General features: G+C 39.8%; 16 protein-coding genes. 15 read left to right on the top strand and 1 reads right to left on the bottom strand.

Going from position 1 to position 18,141, the window contains the following annotated elements; translation table 11 throughout:
- Positions 1-329 precede the first annotated feature (329 nt).
- The 11 genes from B2400_RS00485 (at position 330) to B2400_RS00435 (ending at position 13,458) form a co-directional block, all read left to right on the top strand.
- On the top strand, positions 330-1,343 hold the full coding sequence (locus B2400_RS00485) for a LacI family DNA-binding transcriptional regulator (protein ID WP_149525502.1): 1,014 nt from the start codon (positions 330-332) through the stop codon (positions 1,341-1,343).
- A 143-nt stretch (positions 1,344-1,486) separates the two neighbouring features.
- A complete protein-coding gene (locus B2400_RS00480; protein WP_286651330.1) occupies positions 1,487-2,356 on the top strand; it encodes a helix-turn-helix domain-containing protein in 870 nt (289 codons plus the stop codon).
- Positions 2,357-2,555: 199 nt separating this feature from the next.
- Positions 2,556-4,058, top strand: coding sequence for an acyl-CoA dehydrogenase family protein (locus B2400_RS00475; protein ID WP_286651329.1), 1,503 nt, complete (start codon positions 2,556-2,558; stop codon positions 4,056-4,058).
- Positions 4,059-4,741: 683 nt separating this feature from the next.
- Positions 4,742-5,179, top strand: a complete 438-nt coding sequence (locus B2400_RS00470) for a hypothetical protein (RefSeq protein ID WP_149525505.1) — start codon at positions 4,742-4,744, stop codon at positions 5,177-5,179.
- 53 nt (positions 5,180-5,232) lie between these two features.
- The gene (locus B2400_RS00465) at positions 5,233-5,910 is read left to right on the top strand and encodes a hypothetical protein (RefSeq protein ID WP_286651328.1); all 678 of its coding nucleotides are present in this window, start codon (positions 5,233-5,235) and stop codon (positions 5,908-5,910) included.
- Positions 5,911-6,131: 221 nt separating this feature from the next.
- Complete coding sequence (locus B2400_RS00460; RefSeq protein ID WP_149525507.1) at positions 6,132-7,265, top strand: NAD(P)-binding domain-containing protein; 1,134 nt, start codon at positions 6,132-6,134, stop codon at positions 7,263-7,265.
- A 292-nt stretch (positions 7,266-7,557) separates the two neighbouring features.
- Positions 7,558-8,535, top strand: coding sequence for a helix-turn-helix transcriptional regulator (locus B2400_RS00455; protein WP_286651327.1), 978 nt, complete (start codon positions 7,558-7,560; stop codon positions 8,533-8,535).
- Positions 8,536-8,775: 240 nt separating this feature from the next.
- A complete protein-coding gene (locus tag B2400_RS00450; protein ID WP_223110877.1) occupies positions 8,776-8,967 on the top strand; it encodes a hypothetical protein in 192 nt (63 codons plus the stop codon).
- A gap of 46 nt (positions 8,968-9,013) precedes the next feature.
- Positions 9,014-10,927, top strand: a complete 1,914-nt coding sequence (locus tag B2400_RS00445) for a fimbrillin family protein (RefSeq protein WP_293930121.1) — start codon at positions 9,014-9,016, stop codon at positions 10,925-10,927.
- Positions 10,928-11,314: 387 nt separating this feature from the next.
- Positions 11,315-11,506 (top strand): hypothetical protein, encoded by a 192-nt coding sequence (locus tag B2400_RS00440; protein ID WP_149525510.1) that lies wholly within the window; start codon positions 11,315-11,317, stop codon positions 11,504-11,506.
- 29 nt (positions 11,507-11,535) lie between these two features.
- Positions 11,536-13,458, top strand: coding sequence for a fimbrillin family protein (locus B2400_RS00435; RefSeq protein ID WP_293930119.1), 1,923 nt, complete (start codon positions 11,536-11,538; stop codon positions 13,456-13,458).
- A 230-nt stretch (positions 13,459-13,688) separates the two neighbouring features.
- On the opposite strand, the gene B2400_RS00430 is transcribed toward B2400_RS00435, so the two are convergent.
- Complete coding sequence (locus B2400_RS00430) at positions 13,689-14,300, bottom strand: Crp/Fnr family transcriptional regulator (protein WP_286651324.1); 612 nt, start codon at positions 14,298-14,300, stop codon at positions 13,689-13,691.
- A 270-nt stretch (positions 14,301-14,570) separates the two neighbouring features.
- Between B2400_RS00430 and B2400_RS00425 the strand changes: the two genes are divergently transcribed.
- Genes B2400_RS00425 through B2400_RS00410 form a run of 4 tightly spaced genes read left to right on the top strand, consistent with a single transcriptional unit; the run spans position 14,571 to position 18,134 of the window.
- Positions 14,571-15,047 (top strand): c-type cytochrome, encoded by a 477-nt coding sequence (locus B2400_RS00425; protein WP_286651323.1) that lies wholly within the window; start codon positions 14,571-14,573, stop codon positions 15,045-15,047.
- A 38-nt stretch (positions 15,048-15,085) separates the two neighbouring features.
- Positions 15,086-17,074, top strand: coding sequence for a Sec-dependent nitrous-oxide reductase (gene nosZ / locus B2400_RS00420; protein WP_286651322.1), 1,989 nt, complete (start codon positions 15,086-15,088; stop codon positions 17,072-17,074).
- Between the two features lie 11 nt (positions 17,075-17,085).
- A complete protein-coding gene (locus B2400_RS00415; protein ID WP_246172516.1) occupies positions 17,086-17,682 on the top strand; it encodes a hypothetical protein in 597 nt (198 codons plus the stop codon).
- 2 nt (positions 17,683-17,684) lie between these two features.
- Positions 17,685-18,134 (top strand): nitrous oxide reductase accessory protein NosL, encoded by a 450-nt coding sequence (locus B2400_RS00410; RefSeq protein WP_223110878.1) that lies wholly within the window; start codon positions 17,685-17,687, stop codon positions 18,132-18,134.
- Positions 18,135-18,141: the final 7 nt, after the last annotated feature.

Here is an 18,141-nt window from a genome sequence, read left to right as displayed (position 1 = left end):
TTTTAGACAGCCTCTTTTGTTGAACGCGTCTCTTTTCAAAGGCGCCAAGAACTTTCATCCTTCTTGTTATTTCAATGCAAATATGAATGCTTTTATCTGTTTTTAGTTCTCAGTAGGTTCATGTTGTATCGAAGCAAGTTTCACTTAAACCCAATTCAAAGCCCTTTCAAACCCAATACAAACCCCAATCAAAACCGTTTGGGAAGGGGATTGATTAGGGTCAGCAAAAAGTTTGAATGGTATCTCATCGCATTTTGGTCCTTCTGCATTGTGTTATTCCTCGTTCTCGCAAGATGCATATCTCAATATAATTCTCTAAATTTATCATCATGAGCCAGGACCATTACACCTTAAAAGACATTGCTAAGATTTTGAAATTGTCGCCATCGACGGTTTCTCGTGCTTTGCGTGATAGCCACGAGATTAGTGATGAGACAAAGCGTCTGGTCTTGGATTTTGCGACTAAGGTTAACTATCGGGCGAATCCATTAGCTCGAGGGCTGAAAGAGCGGAAGAGCTATAGTATCGGCATCGTAGTCAGTGAGATAGCGAACAACTTTTTTTCTCAAGTTATCGACGGCATCGAGTCTGTTGCTTACGATAAAAATTATCAGGTTGTCATTTCACAGACCAATGAGTCTGCGGAACGCGAACGGTTTCATGTAGAACATTTTTACTCGAGGTCCATGGATGGTCTATTGATGGCGATGTCGTCAGAAAGTTCTGATACTGCTTATCTCGAAGGAATGATCAAAAAGGGGATGCCGATCGTTTTCTTTGATCGGGTGCCTGCAACCTTGCAAAGTCATCGCGTCATTACAGATAATAAGCGGGCGGCCTATGAAGGTGTTCAGTTTCTTGTAAAGAAGGGCTGTAAGCGGATAGCCTTGTTAAGTTCTTCGAAAAAGTTGTCGAATAGCAAGGAGCGACTCGAGGGCTTCAAGTTGGGTCTGATTTCGCAGCATTTGGAATTCGATGAGAAGCTGGTCCAATACTGTGAATATGGTGGATTAAAGCAGTCAGAGATTGACCAAGCAATTAATCACTTGGCGGAATTGGATTATGATGGTATTTTCCTTTCGGGCGATAAGTTGACCACAGGGTATTTACAGGCACTGAGAAGAAATGTTAGGCTGGCGAAGAAGCCAATCGAAATCGTCGGATTTACGAATTCGAATTTAGTCGATATCTTCTCGCCGGGTATCACAGCAATACGGCAGTCGGCTTTTGAAATGGGTAAGCGAGCTGCAGAACTATTGATTGAACAGATTGAGCAACGTGGCAAAGAAACGAATTTTAAAACTGTTGTTTTGCCTGTTGAATTGATCGAGAGGGAGATGTAGCCAACTCTTTTTTTTCTGAAAGTGTCTGTTTTCAGAGGCCATCAAGAACTTTCATCCCTGTTGGTGTTTCAAAGGAAACATGAAAGTTTTTCCTTTGAATGGAGTTAATTATTTTTGCATAAATATTAGCATAGGACAGGTTGATGGATAAGAATAAAATCAATGCGCATGAGTTTGTGGCGAAGTTTATGGAGGATGGACTCAAGCATCTGACCTATATTCAAACGCCCATTAAAATATTTGCGCTCGGAGATATTGCCCCTTATCTAAAGACGCCGATTCCACCCATATTTTTTGGTTATAATTTATTGATTCATATAACGGAAGGATATTTTACTCACCAGATAGAATCGACCACGTTTAAAGTTCAGGCGCCAGCGGTGGTTATCTGTAATTATGGAACAATATCGGCAATACATTCCGTGGATAAACTTGCGCAAGGCCATTGTATTCTAATCAAAGAACAGGCCATGACCTCCTTGTTTCGAGAGCAAGAAATTCTTAATATTTTCACGATATCACCTTTGTTGAATCTTAGCAAGAATGATAGTAACGATCTGGATAGTTTACTTCGATTATTGAACAAAGAGATATACACTGAAAGTCCCTATAAGGAATATTACGAAAGTATTTTTAAGACGGCATTATTGAAAATTATCAAGTTATCGGATGCGAACGAAACACTTGGTAGACGAGAAGAAGTTGCGATTGCCTTCAAGCAATTAGTGCATCTTCATTTCAGCGAACAAAAATCGGTTAAATTTTACGCGGACAAGTTAGCTGTTTCATTAAATTATTTAAATCGCTGTGTATCATCAGTTTTTAAGAAATCATCGAAACAGCTGATCTTAGAGGTTGCAATCATTCACAGTCAGCTATTGCTATTAGAAACGAATAAGACGGTAGCAACTATTGCTTATGAACTGGAATTTGACGACCCGTCATATTTTACACGTATTTTCAAAAAAATTGTGGGTATATCACCCAGCGAATACCGGAAGACAGGCAGTTAGTTGTTTCCTTTCAAATGCACGATTTGTCCTATCTATTGTCCTAATATCCACAGTCATTAAAATGACTTCTTCCTAATTTTACATCTGTCAAATATTGTATATTTCGACGCGATACATCTATTGAAAAATAAACCTAGCAGTCGAATGAGCCTTAATCAGGTAGATACAATAAGTATTAAATGTAAAATTGAATTGAAACATGTCTAACGTTATTAGTCAACAAGATTACACAACCTATATTAGTTCATTCAGAGCTCACCTAAAACAACTTTTTAGAGAAGAGTACGATTACAATGCGATCAGCTTAAATCGTGACTTGCCTGCGGATTTTCTTGCGAAGATTATGGAAAAGAAGCCTCTTTCAGTTGCTATTCCCGAATTGCATGGTGGTAGAGGAGTGCAGGTAAAAGAATGCTTAGGTGTTCTTTCGGCCGCTTCTTATGAGTCGCTTGCATTATCGCTAATGTTCGGAATCAATATTGCCTTGTTTTTAGAACCATTGGCAAAATATGGTACTTTTCCAGTGCAGGAACGAATTTTCAAAGAGTTCTTAGAAAACAACGCGATGGGCGGTTTGATGATTACTGAGAAAGCTTACGGTAGTGATGCTTTGAACATGAAAACAGCATACCAGCAGCTGGCCGATTGTTATCAGATCAAAGGCGAGAAGCATTGGCAAGGCCTTAGTGGTGCAGCAGACTTCTGGTTGGTTACGGCAAGAAAACAAGCGGAGAATGGAGATCTATCTCGCGATATAGATTTCTTCGTTACAGAAAACAGTAAAGAAGCTCAACATATTCCGATGGTAGAGCGTTACGATAATCTAGGATTATATGCAATTCCTTATGGGATCAATGTAATCGATGTGGTAGTTCCTGCGGAGCAGAAGCTCGTCCCGGAGAGCACCGGCATCAAATTGATGTTGGATATGCTACACCGTAGCCGTCTTCAGTTTCCGGGTATGGGGCTGGGCTTTATCAAGCGTCTATTAGATGAGTCGATACAACATTGCCAACAACGTATCGTTGGCGGAGCACCGTTGATCAATATTGATTCCGTAAAATATCAATTGGCTAGAATTCAAGCGGCCTTCACGATCTGTTCAGGTATGTGTGCCTTTAGTGTTAAGAGCAGTGGGATAGAACACGACTTAGCGACCATGAGTGTTGAGGCAAATTCGTTGAAAGCTTTGGTAACAGATATGATGCAAGAGTCTGCACAGATAAGTCTACAGTTGGCAGGAGCTAACGGATATCGCTTGAACCATTTAGCGGGTAGAGCAGTGGTGGATAGCAGACCTTTCCAAATTTTTGAGGGTTCGAATGAGATGTTATATGCGCAGATCGCAGAAGCGGTGTTAAAACTCATGAGAAAAGCAAAAGAGACCAACTTCTTGGCTTTCTTGAAATCTTATAATCGCACAAATATCAGTGTCGACTACTTTAAAACGCAGGTAGATTTCAATCTAGACGGAGGCTTAAACCAACGTGACTTAGTTACCCTAGGTCGTATGATCTCACGTATGATCTGTTTTCAATTCGTGTTAGAAATGGAAGGCTTCAATGCGCAGTTAGTAGAACTAACACGTCAGCATATGCTAATGGATCTGACGATGTTAAATGGACAGTTTATGAGCAAAAATCACGCGGATCCTATCGTGAATTACGATGAGAATGCTGATTGGATGAATTTTATTTCTTAGAAAACTTGCTGTTTAATTATTAAAATAAATTAGAGGACTTTATTTTAATTGCTTAATTGTGAGAAAAAGAGGCTAAGTAGACTGACTACTTAGCCTCTTTTTTTCTAAAAGCATTTGTTTTTAAAGGCCACCAAGAACTTTCATTCCTATTGGCGTTTCAATGGAATCATGAAAGATTTATCTGATTCCGATTAAAGTATGTGACGATAATCTACTCACAATAAGACAAATTGAGGAAAGCTAATACATGCGATTTTTTTAAGGGTTTGATGAATTTAACAAAACTTACATGACCTTAAGGAAAGACTTGCTTTCAATTGTGGCTATAATTTTACAAATGAAAATTAATAGGTTGTTGCTGATATAGGTAAAAATTACATATAAGTGAAATATAAAACTTTATTATTTCAATAATACACTTTTTGTTATCCAAGTTTATTTTTGATGCATTTTATTTATTAATGTATTAAATAATATTCTCGTTGTGATAAAGTTGCTAAAGCTTGAATTTTTGGCTAAGTGCTTCAATTGCACTTATTTTGGTTGTGATTATTTTATCGAGTGAACACGTGTTGGATATAATTTAGGAAGGTTATTTCATCACGATTAAATGAGTTAGAAACGATGCCGGGAAAGATTGTATAGCCTGCATCGAATATTTACCACAAAATATTGAGAGTATTATGTTAAAAAGAATTCTAGTCGTTGGATTCTGTATCGGATTAATGGGCTGTGACGATGATGCAATCGTTTATCCACCAGATGTTAAAGAGACGGTAGCTACCGAGCTAAAAAACACCGTTTGGAAACCAACGTACGCTGCATCTAATGAGTCGGGCACTCATAAGCAAGAAAGTTTAAGCCAGGCTTATATTCAAGAGATCAAATTTGAAGATAATGTGGTGGTGGTTACTGAGCGTTCAGGCAAGGTGACACGTTATGGGTACGACGTGAGCAATGCGAACAACTCAACAAACTTTCCAGATCCGGTTCAATTAAATGTGAAAACAAACTACGCGAATTTATATCTGACATTGCCACGAGATTATTCGAACATGGAAATGTATTTGAGAATAAAAGAGAAAGAAGCGCTCTTTTACGAAGCGAGATATAAAAAATAAAAAAAAGCAAACTACCTACAAGAATAACAAATCAATAATAATTTTTAATACAGATGAAAAATTCATTTTTACTTAGTGTTTTATCCTTGCTAACCTTTGTTTCTACAGCATTCGCAAATAATCCGTTAGAAGATAAATTGCCTGTTTCAAGATACCAATTCAATGGCTTATCGTCGTATTGGTTTTTTGGCGCAAATGTGGGAGCAAACGTATTCTTTGGAGATCATGATAAACAATATGACTTCGGAAAGCGTATCGGTCCAGCTTTTGAAATATACGGTGGTAGATGGTTTACCGACGCATTCGGTGGCCGTTTGGCTGTTTCTGGAGGACGTATGAAGGGTTTGACTCAAGACGAGAGCCTTTCAAATGGGGTAGAATACGATCCTTCACAATGGTTGAAAGAGCAAAGATTCAATTACTTCAACTTAAGAGCTGATGTAATGTTTAACTGGTCGAATGATATTTCGGGTTTTGATGCCAATCGTATCTACACAATGATTCCTTATGCTGGAGTTGGTGTAACGACATCATTTGACGAACCTGCCGTTACTAGATTCTCTCCACATGTAGGGTTTTTGCAAACTATCCGTATGTCAGAAAAACTAGATTTAAATATCGACATCCGCGGAAATCTGCTTGGTGATGGCTTCGATAGAGAATACGGAGGTCGTAACTTCGAAGGGATTTTAACAACAGCAGTTGGTGTTAATTTTAAATTAGGAAACTAATTCAGAATATTCATATTCCTCTATAATCAAAGTCCCTGAGTTCTGCGAACTCGGGGACTTTTGGTTATATTAATATTTCTAAATAGTTGTGCTTTGTGAAGTATGCACAGGAATGTCATAGAAGCACTTTATTATGACATTAAATTAGGCGTACAATCAATCATTTTGTAATTTGTGGTAGTTAGAGATAATTAACACATTAACATTTTACAACAGATCCTATGGGAAATCAAGCTGGTAAACCCGATTCAGGAAGGCCTACATCCAGTGCCGTTCGTCCGGAATTATTCTACAAGGTTGATATTGTGGTTATTGGTGCAGGACAAGCCGGCTTATCGGCGGCTTATCACCTGAAACGCGAAGGTTTGGAACCAGGTAAGGGCTTTGTCATTCTCGATGATGAGTTCGGCCCTGGCGGCGCTTGGCAACATCGATGGGATTCGCTCACCCTCAGTAATGTGAATGGTATTAATGACCTACCGGGCTTAGGATTTGCGGATGCTGTTAACACAAAAGATAAGGAGCTACAGGCAAATGTAGCTATTCCGAAATACTACGAAGTTTACGAGAAAACATTTAATTTACCTGTCATCCGTCCGGTTCAAGTTACTGAAGTGATCGACAGAAATGGTCGTTTTCTTATTCGAACAAACGGTGTACAGTTCAATGCTCGAGGAATTATTAATGCAACCGGTACTTGGAAAACACCTAATTGCCCGAAATATCCGGGTTGGGAAAAATTTAAAGGTCGCCAATTGCATACGGGCGAGTATAAAAATGCCGATGAGTTTATTGGCAAACATGTCATCATCGTTGGTGGCGGGATATCGGCTGTGCAACTGCTTGGAGAGATATCTAAAGTTACTCAAACCACATGGGTCACTCGGAGACCTCCAGACTTTCGTCATTATGAATTTTCGCCAGAACACGGTAGGGAAGCTGTTGCGATGGTAGAAGATCGTGTTCGTGAAGGTTTGCCTCCCAAATCCGTCGTGTCTGTTACGGGGCTGCCTATCACTCCTGCAATAGAAGACATGTTAGAACATGGTGTGCTCGATCGAAAACCTATGTTTCAGGAAATAACCGAAACAGGCGTAAGATGGGAAGATGGAACGACGATGGACGCTGATGTAATCTTTTGGAACACTGGATTCCGACATTCCTTAGATCATTTAGCGGGCTTAAACCTCCTTAGCGAAAAAGGCGGTGTCGTCATGACAGGGCAATTGGTCACACAGGTCGCTGCGGACCCTCGTATCCACTTAACGGGTTATGGGCCGTCCTCTTCTACCATTGGTGCTAATCGTGCAGGCAGAGCCGCTGCGAAGGAGTTAATGGCGTATTTGAAACTCTAAACAATACGGGCCTACTTTCCCTAAACCGCGATGTACTCCCGAATATCTTCATATGGCTTAATAGCTACATAATTTTCTTTACAGGAATATCATTTCCTTATTGTTGTTGAATTGTGTTTTATATTTCACTATTTTAGCGTATCTATGAATACGCGCATGGCGCACTAACGAAATATATTTTTCAGCATTTGTAATTTAAGTTTAAAATAACTTTAAACAGTAGCTTGAAGTTATGGTTTAACTAATTTTTAAGTGTTGAAGGTATTCTTACATTATGTTATCGGATAAAAGTATGGGAATACTGAAGTTCTGGGATTTTATTTCTAATCGACATCTATCACCACATTTGGGAGGTTTAGAATATGTGAAAGCAAGGGTGCTAAATCAATATGCGTTCTTGCTATGTATCTTCTTCTTCGTTGATGCGATCAAAGATTTATTTGATGGCTTCTTCTTAACATCCTTATTCCTTTTTTCCTTAGGTATTATCATCTTAATGCTTTTCTTTTTTACGAAAGCACGTTTTCGAGACTCTTTCGTCTTTTCCATCGTCCTGTTCTGTAGCGTCCTGATATTTGTGTTTTCTTCAGCCAAAGGTTTTGATAATGGATTAACATTCTATTATTTCGGCATTCTTCTCGCATGCATCTTCCTATTCAATGAACGGAAAAATTATTTTTATGGACTTACCTTATTATTGCTGGTGCTAACGTTCTTTTATATTGGTCACCGCTACGACTTCGAGCTCTTTGATATCAAAATGGGGGAATCGGTGGAGTTTGCTCGTCGAACCAGAATTCATACATTCTTGCAATTGGTTGTTTTTACGGGCTTCAATGCTATTTTCATCATTACAAAAAATAGTGAGATTACGCGTCTCTATGAACAAAAAGAACGTAGTGATCAAATTATTATGAAATTAACGCGCAAATTAAATGATAATTCTCAATCTGCTCAAATCGAGCGACTTGTCAAGCTAGCGATGGAAGATAACGTCCTATTTCTATCTGTGTTTAAAGAGGTGTTCCCGGATTGCTACGAAGCCCTGGCGGATATCAACCCCAACATGACACAGGAAGAATTTCGTTTCTGTGCGATGTTGAAGCTTGGCTTTACGACAAAGGAAATCGCGAGTTATACCCACCTTGCCATACGAAGTGTGCAAACGAAAAAGAATCGCTTAAGAAAGTCGTTCCAAATAGCTTCGGATGAAGATTTGTATGTGTGGATAGATCGTATCGCTACAAAATCTTCAGAATCCTCTATATAGGGCTTCCCCAAGCCTTCCTTTCTCATTCTTTCCTTCCTCTAAAAATCTCATTTTTGCCGATTTCAATTTGTTTATCGCTCTTGATTATCAGCTTGTTGATTCAGGTTTTTTGATGTTGTATGTATGTTGTATTGTTCAAAAGTACCTGTGTGGTAGCATAATGTTGTTGCCTTTTTTTTGATTTCTTTAACCTTGCACTCTCTTAACCTATGAACAAATATTAATTAACTAATGCGAATAATGAGTATTAAGCAATGGCTAAAAATGGAGTATCTCGCTCCAAGTATTATGGTGGCCGAAATTGAAATGGAGACTTCCATTGCCACAAGTTCAGCGACAGTTTCTCCGGGGGGTGGAAATGGGAACAACAATCCTTGGATTACAGAAGAGGACGAAGAAGTCAAAAACAACGAATGGGAATTATTTGGTTAGCGCAATGGATATGATGACAACAGCTATAATAAATACAATATCTAGGATGTTTTATTTATTGCTAACCCTACTATTTAGCAGCTCTATCTTTTCGTCCTGCTCCAAGGATCAATATGTCGACTATTCTCAAACTTCAAAACTTAGTATAGCAGTCGCTGGAGTTGTAGAAACGAAAGATGCTTATGATCTGTCTAAAGCTGTAAATGGGGGCAGGGGTGGACTCTCCTCGAACTCAAACAATAATGACCAATCATTCGCGGTTGACGAATTTACGGTAGAAATCAATTCCCAAACAACATCTGACACTGAACAGATCAATCTTTCTAATAGACTAAGCAGCACACAGAATAGTCCATCTATCCATGGAAATTCGAGGGCAGCGGTTGTTGGGATGGAAAATGACGTCAAATATCGTATCCTGCTCTTTAATCTATCGACGAAGAAATTTGAACGTTCTGAGATTGCAACTGCGGGGACACTTCTAGAAATTGATGTGTATAAAGGCCAGGAATATGAGTGGTATGCTTACTCCTACAATACGGCAGATCACATAATCGCTCCAGATATCAATAATCCGCAGGTAGAGTCTAAGACAGATCGCCCATTGTTGTACGCAAATGGGACTGTAACAGCCAACGATGTAGGGTCGACCCCCATCAATATCAATTTTCAGCACCAATTAGCGCAAATTAAAGTTGAGGTGGATACCAGGGGCGTTTATGGTGATATTGAAGAATTAGCAGCCGTATTTAATGCGAATTATGTCAAAACGGGGAACTTTAATATTCGTACGGGTGCATTTGAGGGGAATCTTGCAGAAGTTTCAGTCGGACAACTGAGTTTTATCACTACTGAACCCAATAATAATCGGGTTAAAGCTGCTCGCTATTACACTGCTGACGTTACGCTAAATGCGTATCAGGTAAAATTTACTAAGTTAGATATCAAGCTTCCGAATGGAGCCATTGAATCTCTTGCTTCCAAATTTCCAGACGGCGGAATTGTAACATTCGATAATTACGTAGGTTCAAGCAAAGGGAAGATTTTAGCGGGAAATCTTAAAATGTGGACCGTATTTCCTCAAAAATCTATACTGCATGTCGAAACCTATGAACACTATGGTACGGCGGCCTATAATACAAAAGTTGCTTCAGGTGCATTTATCAACAATCCTTTAAATTTTGGACCAAAGAGTAATTATTTTAGAATTGCAGGATTTACACATACAAAAATCAATGCCGCTGCGGGAAAACTTGCAGATGCTCTTGCCGATCCATTGAATTATCCAGATATCATTATCGCATGTATGGAGCCCAAATTTAATGATACGGACTACACTGCCTTAAGAAAATACTTGGATAAGGGCGGTGCTGTATTCCTTATGATCGAAGAAACTGGTACAACGCACAATCAAGCGGCTTTAACCTTTTTTCAAAACCTATTCGGAAGTGGAATATCATTAGCCGAACATGATGCTGGAGGCGCTGTTTATACCATGACGGATCAATTTCAGGAATATCTAAGTTGGCCTTTTGGAGATGCCAGAGGAACGAATTGGGGACAGCACGACTCAAAAACGCTGTATGTTAGTGGTCTTCCTCTGAGCGATATAGATATTTATAGCACAAGCTCACGAAACTTCGCACCACAAGATGGCGCAACCATGTTTAGACATAAAACGAAGAATTTCGTTTTCGTTGGAGATACCTATTTTTTAGCCAATTCTGCAAGAAACTATCAGTGGGGCTATAACTATAAAAAGCCATTTGTTACCTCCGGTGCAAATTCCAGTGACTTTCCAATCGCCCATACAAAATATGGCGTAAAAAGTAGCGTAGGCTCCTTAGACTATCCGATGTCAGCAGGATCATGGCAGGTTGAAAATTCCATGATCTTCGGAAATATCTTTTCGCAACTTGTTGCAACCTCCCATTATATGGGGATAGACAGAACTCCTTAGTCTATCGTGTGTTAGTGTGTAGCTAGCGTAGGACCTAATCCTGCGCTAGCTTTCGTTTTTACTGTCTATTTGACAAGCATAATGCGATTTTAATTCGCAAAAAATCTTGTAAAAAGGCATCAAATGATACAATTTAATCCCTCTCAACCTAATCTATCTTGTCATTTCAATAATCATATGGGACACAGGAGCTGTGTGCCTAATTACTAGAAGCTTGATTTTCAGTTTTATACTGTGAAGGGGGTGGACTTGTCCTCCTACAGCGTATATCTGACGTATATCCTATTGTATATCCTTAGTATAGAGGTATTCTTTCATATTCCGTCCATTATTGACATTTGACGCGATTTATCAGTTGAGTAAATCGCTTAAAATATTTAAAACACGATGGATAAACGTAAAATTTTAATCAAAGACTATGTTCCACCGCGCATAACGAGTGAAGAACTCGAACTGGAGTGTGGCGTTGCTGCTGCCTCAGCGACCATGCAGCCGGGTGGAGGACCGGAAATTTCGAGTCCCTGGGTGACCGAAGAAACCGAAGAAACAATTAACAAAGATTGGGGATTTTTTGACTAGCCATGAAAATGATTTCAATATTAAAAAATATGGGAGCATCGAGGATGTTCCTAACCTGCGCAGGACTATTAATTGCGGCTGTAATGCTAGGTTCATGTAGCAAAGAGAATTTTACCGGTAAAAGCGGAGACCCTAAATTGGTTATCAATGTTGCTGGTATTGTTGCACAGAGCCAACCGGCCACCAATAAAGCAGAGTCTGCCGTGGAGCTTGGTGGTATCTCATCGAGCAGTAAATCAAAACCATCTATAAAAGTAGGTCAATTTACGATGGATGTCCATACTTCTAAAGAAGAAATGGATTTGAATTTGAAACAGCCAAGCATTTTAAATAGTACTGCTAAAAATGTATCAAATAATGGTTCGTTGAGGAGTGCGGTTGTTAAGATGGACGACGGTGTAAAATACCGTGTATTACTTTTTAATACAACGACAAATCGCATGGAAAAAGCTGTTGTTGCCACCGCGGGAGTAGCATTAGAGATTGATGTTTTCGAAGGCCAAACCTATAAATGGTATGCTTATTCTTATAATTCAAGCGATCAGGCTGATTTAGGGTCAATCGACCTAGAAACACCGAATATCTATTCACAGCCCGATATGCCCTTGTTGTATGCCAGTGGCGAGGTAACTTCCGTGCATGGATCCACGCCAATTTCAATTAACTTTCAACACCAAATGGCTCAGTTGAGAGTTGAAGTTGATACAAAAGGAATGTTTGCTGATATTGTCGATATTTCAGCCAACTATGCAGCAAATACGATTAAAGGTGGCGAGTTCAACTTGTTGACCGGCGCATTCCAAGGAAACCTTTATACCGATGAGAGTATTGGTTTACTCAATTTTACGAATAAAGATGCTGATTCTGAACAAGTAAAGGTGGCGAGTTATTATACGGCAGATGTCAATACGAAATCCTTTGAAGTTGAATTTTTTGATCTTAAAGTAAAATTGATGAATGGTACTACCGAAACACTTACAGAAAAATTCCCTGATGGTGGAACTGTTGTTTTTGGGGATTACACAGGCTCTAGCAAAGGAAAGATATTAAATGGCGTAATGAAAATGTGGAAGGTGTTTCCAAGAAAGACAATTTTGCATGTAGAGGGAAATTCTGCCTATAGCTATGGCGCGTCCGTTCCAACATTGGCTTCAGGTGCATTTTTAAGAAGTCCGTATAATTTTGGGCCTCAAAGTAACTATATGCGGGTTGAAGGATTTAACCACGTAGTGATTCCAGCTGACGCAGGCAAACTGCAGGCTCAATTAGCAAATCCTGCTACTTATCCAGATGTCGTTATCGCCGGAATGTTTGCCGGTTTTAATGCCGCAGATTATGATGCTTTGTATAATTACATCGAACGCGGAGGAGTTGTCTTTTTAATGGTAGAAACTGAAACGATCAATGTGGAGAACTTTATGAGCAAATTATTTGGTACGAAAATCGATGCAGTAATAAATGATGTCGCCGGAGCTGTATATAAAATGACTACAGAGGATCCAGATGTGTTGAACTATTGTTTTGGCGACGTCAGAGGCGTGTATTGGGGCCAAGATGGATCGCATAGTTTGTATCTAAAGGGCATTCCAGAATCAGCGGTAGTCACTTATACAGGTTCATCGCGAAACCGTCCGCCCGCTACGGGATTGACCATGTTTAGACATAAAACAAAACATTTCTTTTACGTAGGTGATACTAGTTTTTTATCCTGCAATCATCAAAACGGTGAATATCCGAACTATATTTATTTTCCTTTCGCGACCACTTCTGACGGACATGATTTTCCTGTGCCTAAATCTAAATTTGGTGCAGCAGCAATTTCGGGTGCCCCAGACTATCCGCAATTCAATTATATTAACTATACTAAGGTCTATAATTCTGTGATTTTCGGAAATGTATTTGCTCGATTGGTTGCAACTTCGCACTATATGGGAATAAATAGAAACCCTTAAACAATTTTATGTTCGCTGTAGCTTGCGAAAGACTTAGTCATTAAGCTACTTTTAGTTTTATAAAATGGAGAGGCTACTCTAGCGAGTAGTCTCTCTTGATTCTTTGGTAAGGCCTAATAGATGTATTCAGATAATTACCGAACTGCCTCCACAAACGCGTCAATATCCCAGTTATAGGACCCCTCTAAACTTTCCGCCGCCACGAATAACTTGTGTTCGTCTTATCTCTTCTAATTAAGTCCATCGGCCGGGACAAATACTTTCCCTTTAATAATCTGCAAGATTTCCTTTCTTTCCATCTGCTTCATCGTCCGGATGATGGTTTCTACGCGCAAGCCTGTCATATTCGCAAGCTGTTGCCTAGTCAACATGAGGCGATGGCATTCCTGGCAGATCAATTGCCGATCTTCGTTCAATTTATGAATCAGCTTGAGCAAGATGTCCTCTGGTGCGAAATTACAAACGAGACTCGTTAAGAATTGCTTAAAATGGAGGTCCTTAGCAATTTTTTGCGCAAAGAATTGATAGAAGCTACTATATTCCTTTAAGATTTCTTTAAAACCATCTTTGCTAACCTTGATGAGTGTAGTGGGGGAGTCAGCGACAGCAGTAATTCCGTGAAGACCTTCATCGAAAATAGCAACTTCGCCGAATCCATCGTTCGCACAGGCGACCTTGTGGAGTACTTCGCGACCATCGTCTAGAAAATTGCTCAGGCGAACCCGGCCAGTAAGGATTTGATAGTAATAATTACAATTACTATTCTCGTGGTAGATCACTTCTCCAGCATCAACATTCTTTTTGACTGCCCCTTTTTCCAAAAGTATTTCGATTGGAATCATAGTCTAAATGTTAGTGAAATAATAAGTTTTAATCAAAAATATCCAGAAGAAGGCTTAAAACGTCTGATTTGTATCAACTCATATTGTGATTAAAATCACAATATGAAGTAATACCCTCGTCTATAAAGCGCTATGGTACTTTTTACCGCTTATCAATAGAAGTCATTGTGTAAATATGATTGAACGCATAAAATCACTACTACCCTTCACGATACCTTTGTAATAACAATAATACATAAACCTCCTTAGAGGTTGGAAAACTGACAAACTATGAAAAAACTAATGGTATTTTGTTTGATGGCGATGTTTATCTACGCATGTTCATCAAACAGCAACGAGAGCAAAAAAGCAGAGTCTACTTCAGAAGTAAGTGCTCCTGCAGGCAATGACGCGAGTGCGTATGACGAACATCGCGGAGAAGGAAAGTTTACAAACGTTGAAATCGGCGAAAAGCTAGATCCGGCTATGGCTGCTGAAGGCAAACTTGTTGCCGATGTGAAGTGTGCATCATGCCACAAGATGAGCGATGAGCGTTTAGTAGGACCAGGATGGAAAGGCGTTACTGAACGTAGAAAACCTGAGTGGATCATGAACTTCGTAACAAATCCAGACCCGATGTTAGACAAAGACCCAGCTTTACAAGCGCAGTTAGAATTGTGTTTGGTGCGTATGCCGAATCAGAATATTACTGATGAGGAAGCTCGCCAAATTTACGAATACATGCGTGAGAATGATGGTGTCAAATAATAGATAGCACATTTTATTAACCCCAAATTCATAATATAATGGAATTTAAAAAGTATGTATTAGCAGGGTTGGCAGCGGCGACGCTGATGTCAACTTTCCAGTCCTGTAAGCCGAAAGGCGCAAGCGAAGCCGTAAGTGGCAATGCTGCCGAGAAAGCTTACGTTGCCCCAGGGAAATACGACGAGTTTTACAACTTCGTTTCTGGTGGTTTCAGTGGACAATTAGCAGTTTACGGTTTACCATCAGGTAGATTGTTACGTGTTATTCCGGTCTTTTCGTTGGATCCGGAAAAAGGATGGGGATTTAGTGAGGAAACCAAACCAATGTTGGAAACATCACATGGAAATGTGCCTTGGGACGACTTGCACCACGTGCAAATCTCTAAGACTGACGGTGAATATGATGGTAAATGGGTATTCGTAAATGCGAATAATACGCCACGTATTGCTCGTGTAGATTTAACAACTTTCCGTACTGCGGAAATCCTGGAATTGCCAAATAGCGGTGGTAACCACTCATCGCCATTCATTACTGAGAATACAGAGTATGTAGTAGCAGGTACTCGTTTCTCTATTCCACCGGATGATAGAGACGGTGATGTGCCTATCAATTCTTATAAAAAGAATTTCCGCGGTACGTTAAGCTTTGTCAGCGTGAATAAAGAAAACGGTAATATGGACTTGGCATTCCAGATTGAAACTCCCGGCGTGAACTACGATTTAAGTCGCGCAGGTAAAGGCAAATCACATGGATGGTTCTTCTTCTCGACTTATAATACAGAGCAAGCAAATACTTTGTTGGAAGTGAATGCTTCGAAAAACGATAAGGATTTTATTCTTGCCGTTAACTGGAAAAAAGCCGAAGAGTATTTGAAAGCAGGAAAAGGCAAGAAGGTTTCTAACTTGAAGTATGCACATAACAAGTACGATGAGAAATCTCATACTGCAAAGACTGAGTTCAAAACAGAAACGATCGTTTTAAATGCGGAAGAGCTGGAAGGCCTTTGTTACTATATTCCATGTCCTAAATCTCCGCACGGAGTCGATGTGGATCCTACAGGTGAGTATATCGTAGGTTCTGGTAAATTAGCGGCTTTGATTCCTGTATTTTCTTTTGACAAAATGCAGAAAGCAATTGCCGGTAAAAAATTCGACGGACAATTCGGTGGTATTCCAATTATCAAATACGAAGAGGCGTTGTATGGCGAGGTTGAAAAACCAGGTTTAGGTCCATTGCATACAGAGTTCGATGGTAAAGGAAATGCGATTACTTCGTTCTTCGTATCATCTGAATTAGTAAAATGGAATATCAAAGACTTGAAAGTTATCGACCGTGTTCCTACTTATTACTCAACAGGTCACTTGATGATTCCTGGCGGTGATACAAAAACTCCGGATGCGAAATACGTCGTAGCTTATAACAAAATCACCAAAGACCGTTATTTACCGGTAGGTCCTGAATTGTCACAAAGTGCACAGTTATTTGATATTTCCGGAGATAAGATGCAATTGATTCTTGACTTCCCGACTATCGGAGAGCCTCACCACGCGCAAGCGATGCGTGCAGATAAGATCAAAGAACGTGCGCTGAAGATCTATAAGATCGAAGAAAATGCACATCCTTATGCAGCAAAAGGTGAGAAGGAAGCTCGCGTCGAGCGTAAAGGAAATCAAGTCCATGTTTATTTAACATCCATTCGTTCGCACTTTGCGCCGGATAATATTGAAGGAGTTCAACTGGGCGATGAGGTTTACTTCCACGTAACTAACATAGAACAAGACTGGGATATGCCGCACGGATTTGCTGTAAAGGGTGCTAGAAATGGTGAATTGTTAATTATGCCAGGAGAGACTCAGACTTTGAAATGGGTACCGGATCGTGTTGGTGTATTCCCATTCTATTGTACAGACTTCTGTAGTGCATTACACCAAGAAATGCAAGGATATATCCGCATCTCTAAAAAAGGAAGTAATGTACCAGTGACATATAGTGTGGGTACTAATTTACCTGCAGAAAATGCTAACTAAAACCCCCAAAGATGAAAACTAACTACAACATGTCACCTTTGCACCGCTTCCTGATTGGGCTATGCGGGGTGGCTTTAGTAGCAGTCATCTTCTTACCTATTTGGCGTATTGAGCTGGATGCAGCTCAATACCCCGAAGGGTTAGAACTGCAAATTTACAGTAATAAGTTGGCCGGAGAAGTGGATATTATCAATGGATTGAACCACTATATCGGTATGAAAACACTTCATGCAGAGGATTTTATTGAGTTTACGGTACTTCCGTATATCATCGGAGTCTTTGCTGCATTATTCCTTTTTGTCGCAATCAGCAATAAGAGGAAAGCATTGTATTTCCTATTCTTTGCCTTCTTGCTTTTCGGAGTAGTGGCTATGGTAGATTTCTACATATGGGAATACAATTATGGACACAACCTTGATCCCAATGCTCCCATTAAGGTGCCGGGAATGTCCTACCAACCTCCGTTAATCGGCTATAAGCAGTTGCTCAACTTTGGAGCCTATTCCATCCCTGATATTGGAGGGTGGATCTTTATCCTAGTTGGTGTGATCATCGCTTATTGCACGGTGCAAGAATGGAGAAAATCAAAAAACACAAAACTAAATTAATTATGAAGAGCTGTAAGATTTTATTGCTATGCCTGAGTAGCCTAATGTTGCTGATGTTTGGATTGCAAGCTTGTCAAGGCAACAATGAACCTAAGCCGATTAAGTATGGATCGGATCAATGTGCGTATTGTAAGATGACAGTGAGCGATCCTCGTTTCGGCACACAGCTACTTACGAAGAAAGGTCGGGCCTATAATTTTGATGATGTTCAATGCATGGTCGCTTTCGTTAAAGAAAACCAAGTGAAGAAGGAAGATGTCGCGGTATTTTTCTTGCCGGATTATTTAACAAATAAATTGTTGCCGGCAGAGAAAATGTTCTATCTAAAAAGTGAAAAACTAAAGAGTCCGATGCGCGGAGATATTGCTGCCTTTAGCAATAACGCAGATTTGGAAAAAACAAAAGCCTCGGTAGGTGGGACTACCATGACATGGGACGATTTGTGGAAATAGTTTGAAC

The organism is Sphingobacterium sp. UBA6645, assembly GCF_002455685.1.
GTDB lineage: Bacteria > Bacteroidota > Bacteroidia > Sphingobacteriales > Sphingobacteriaceae > Sphingobacterium > Sphingobacterium hotanense.
Note: the sequence above shows the minus strand (reverse complement) of the source record. Positions and strands in the feature narration are given on the sequence as shown.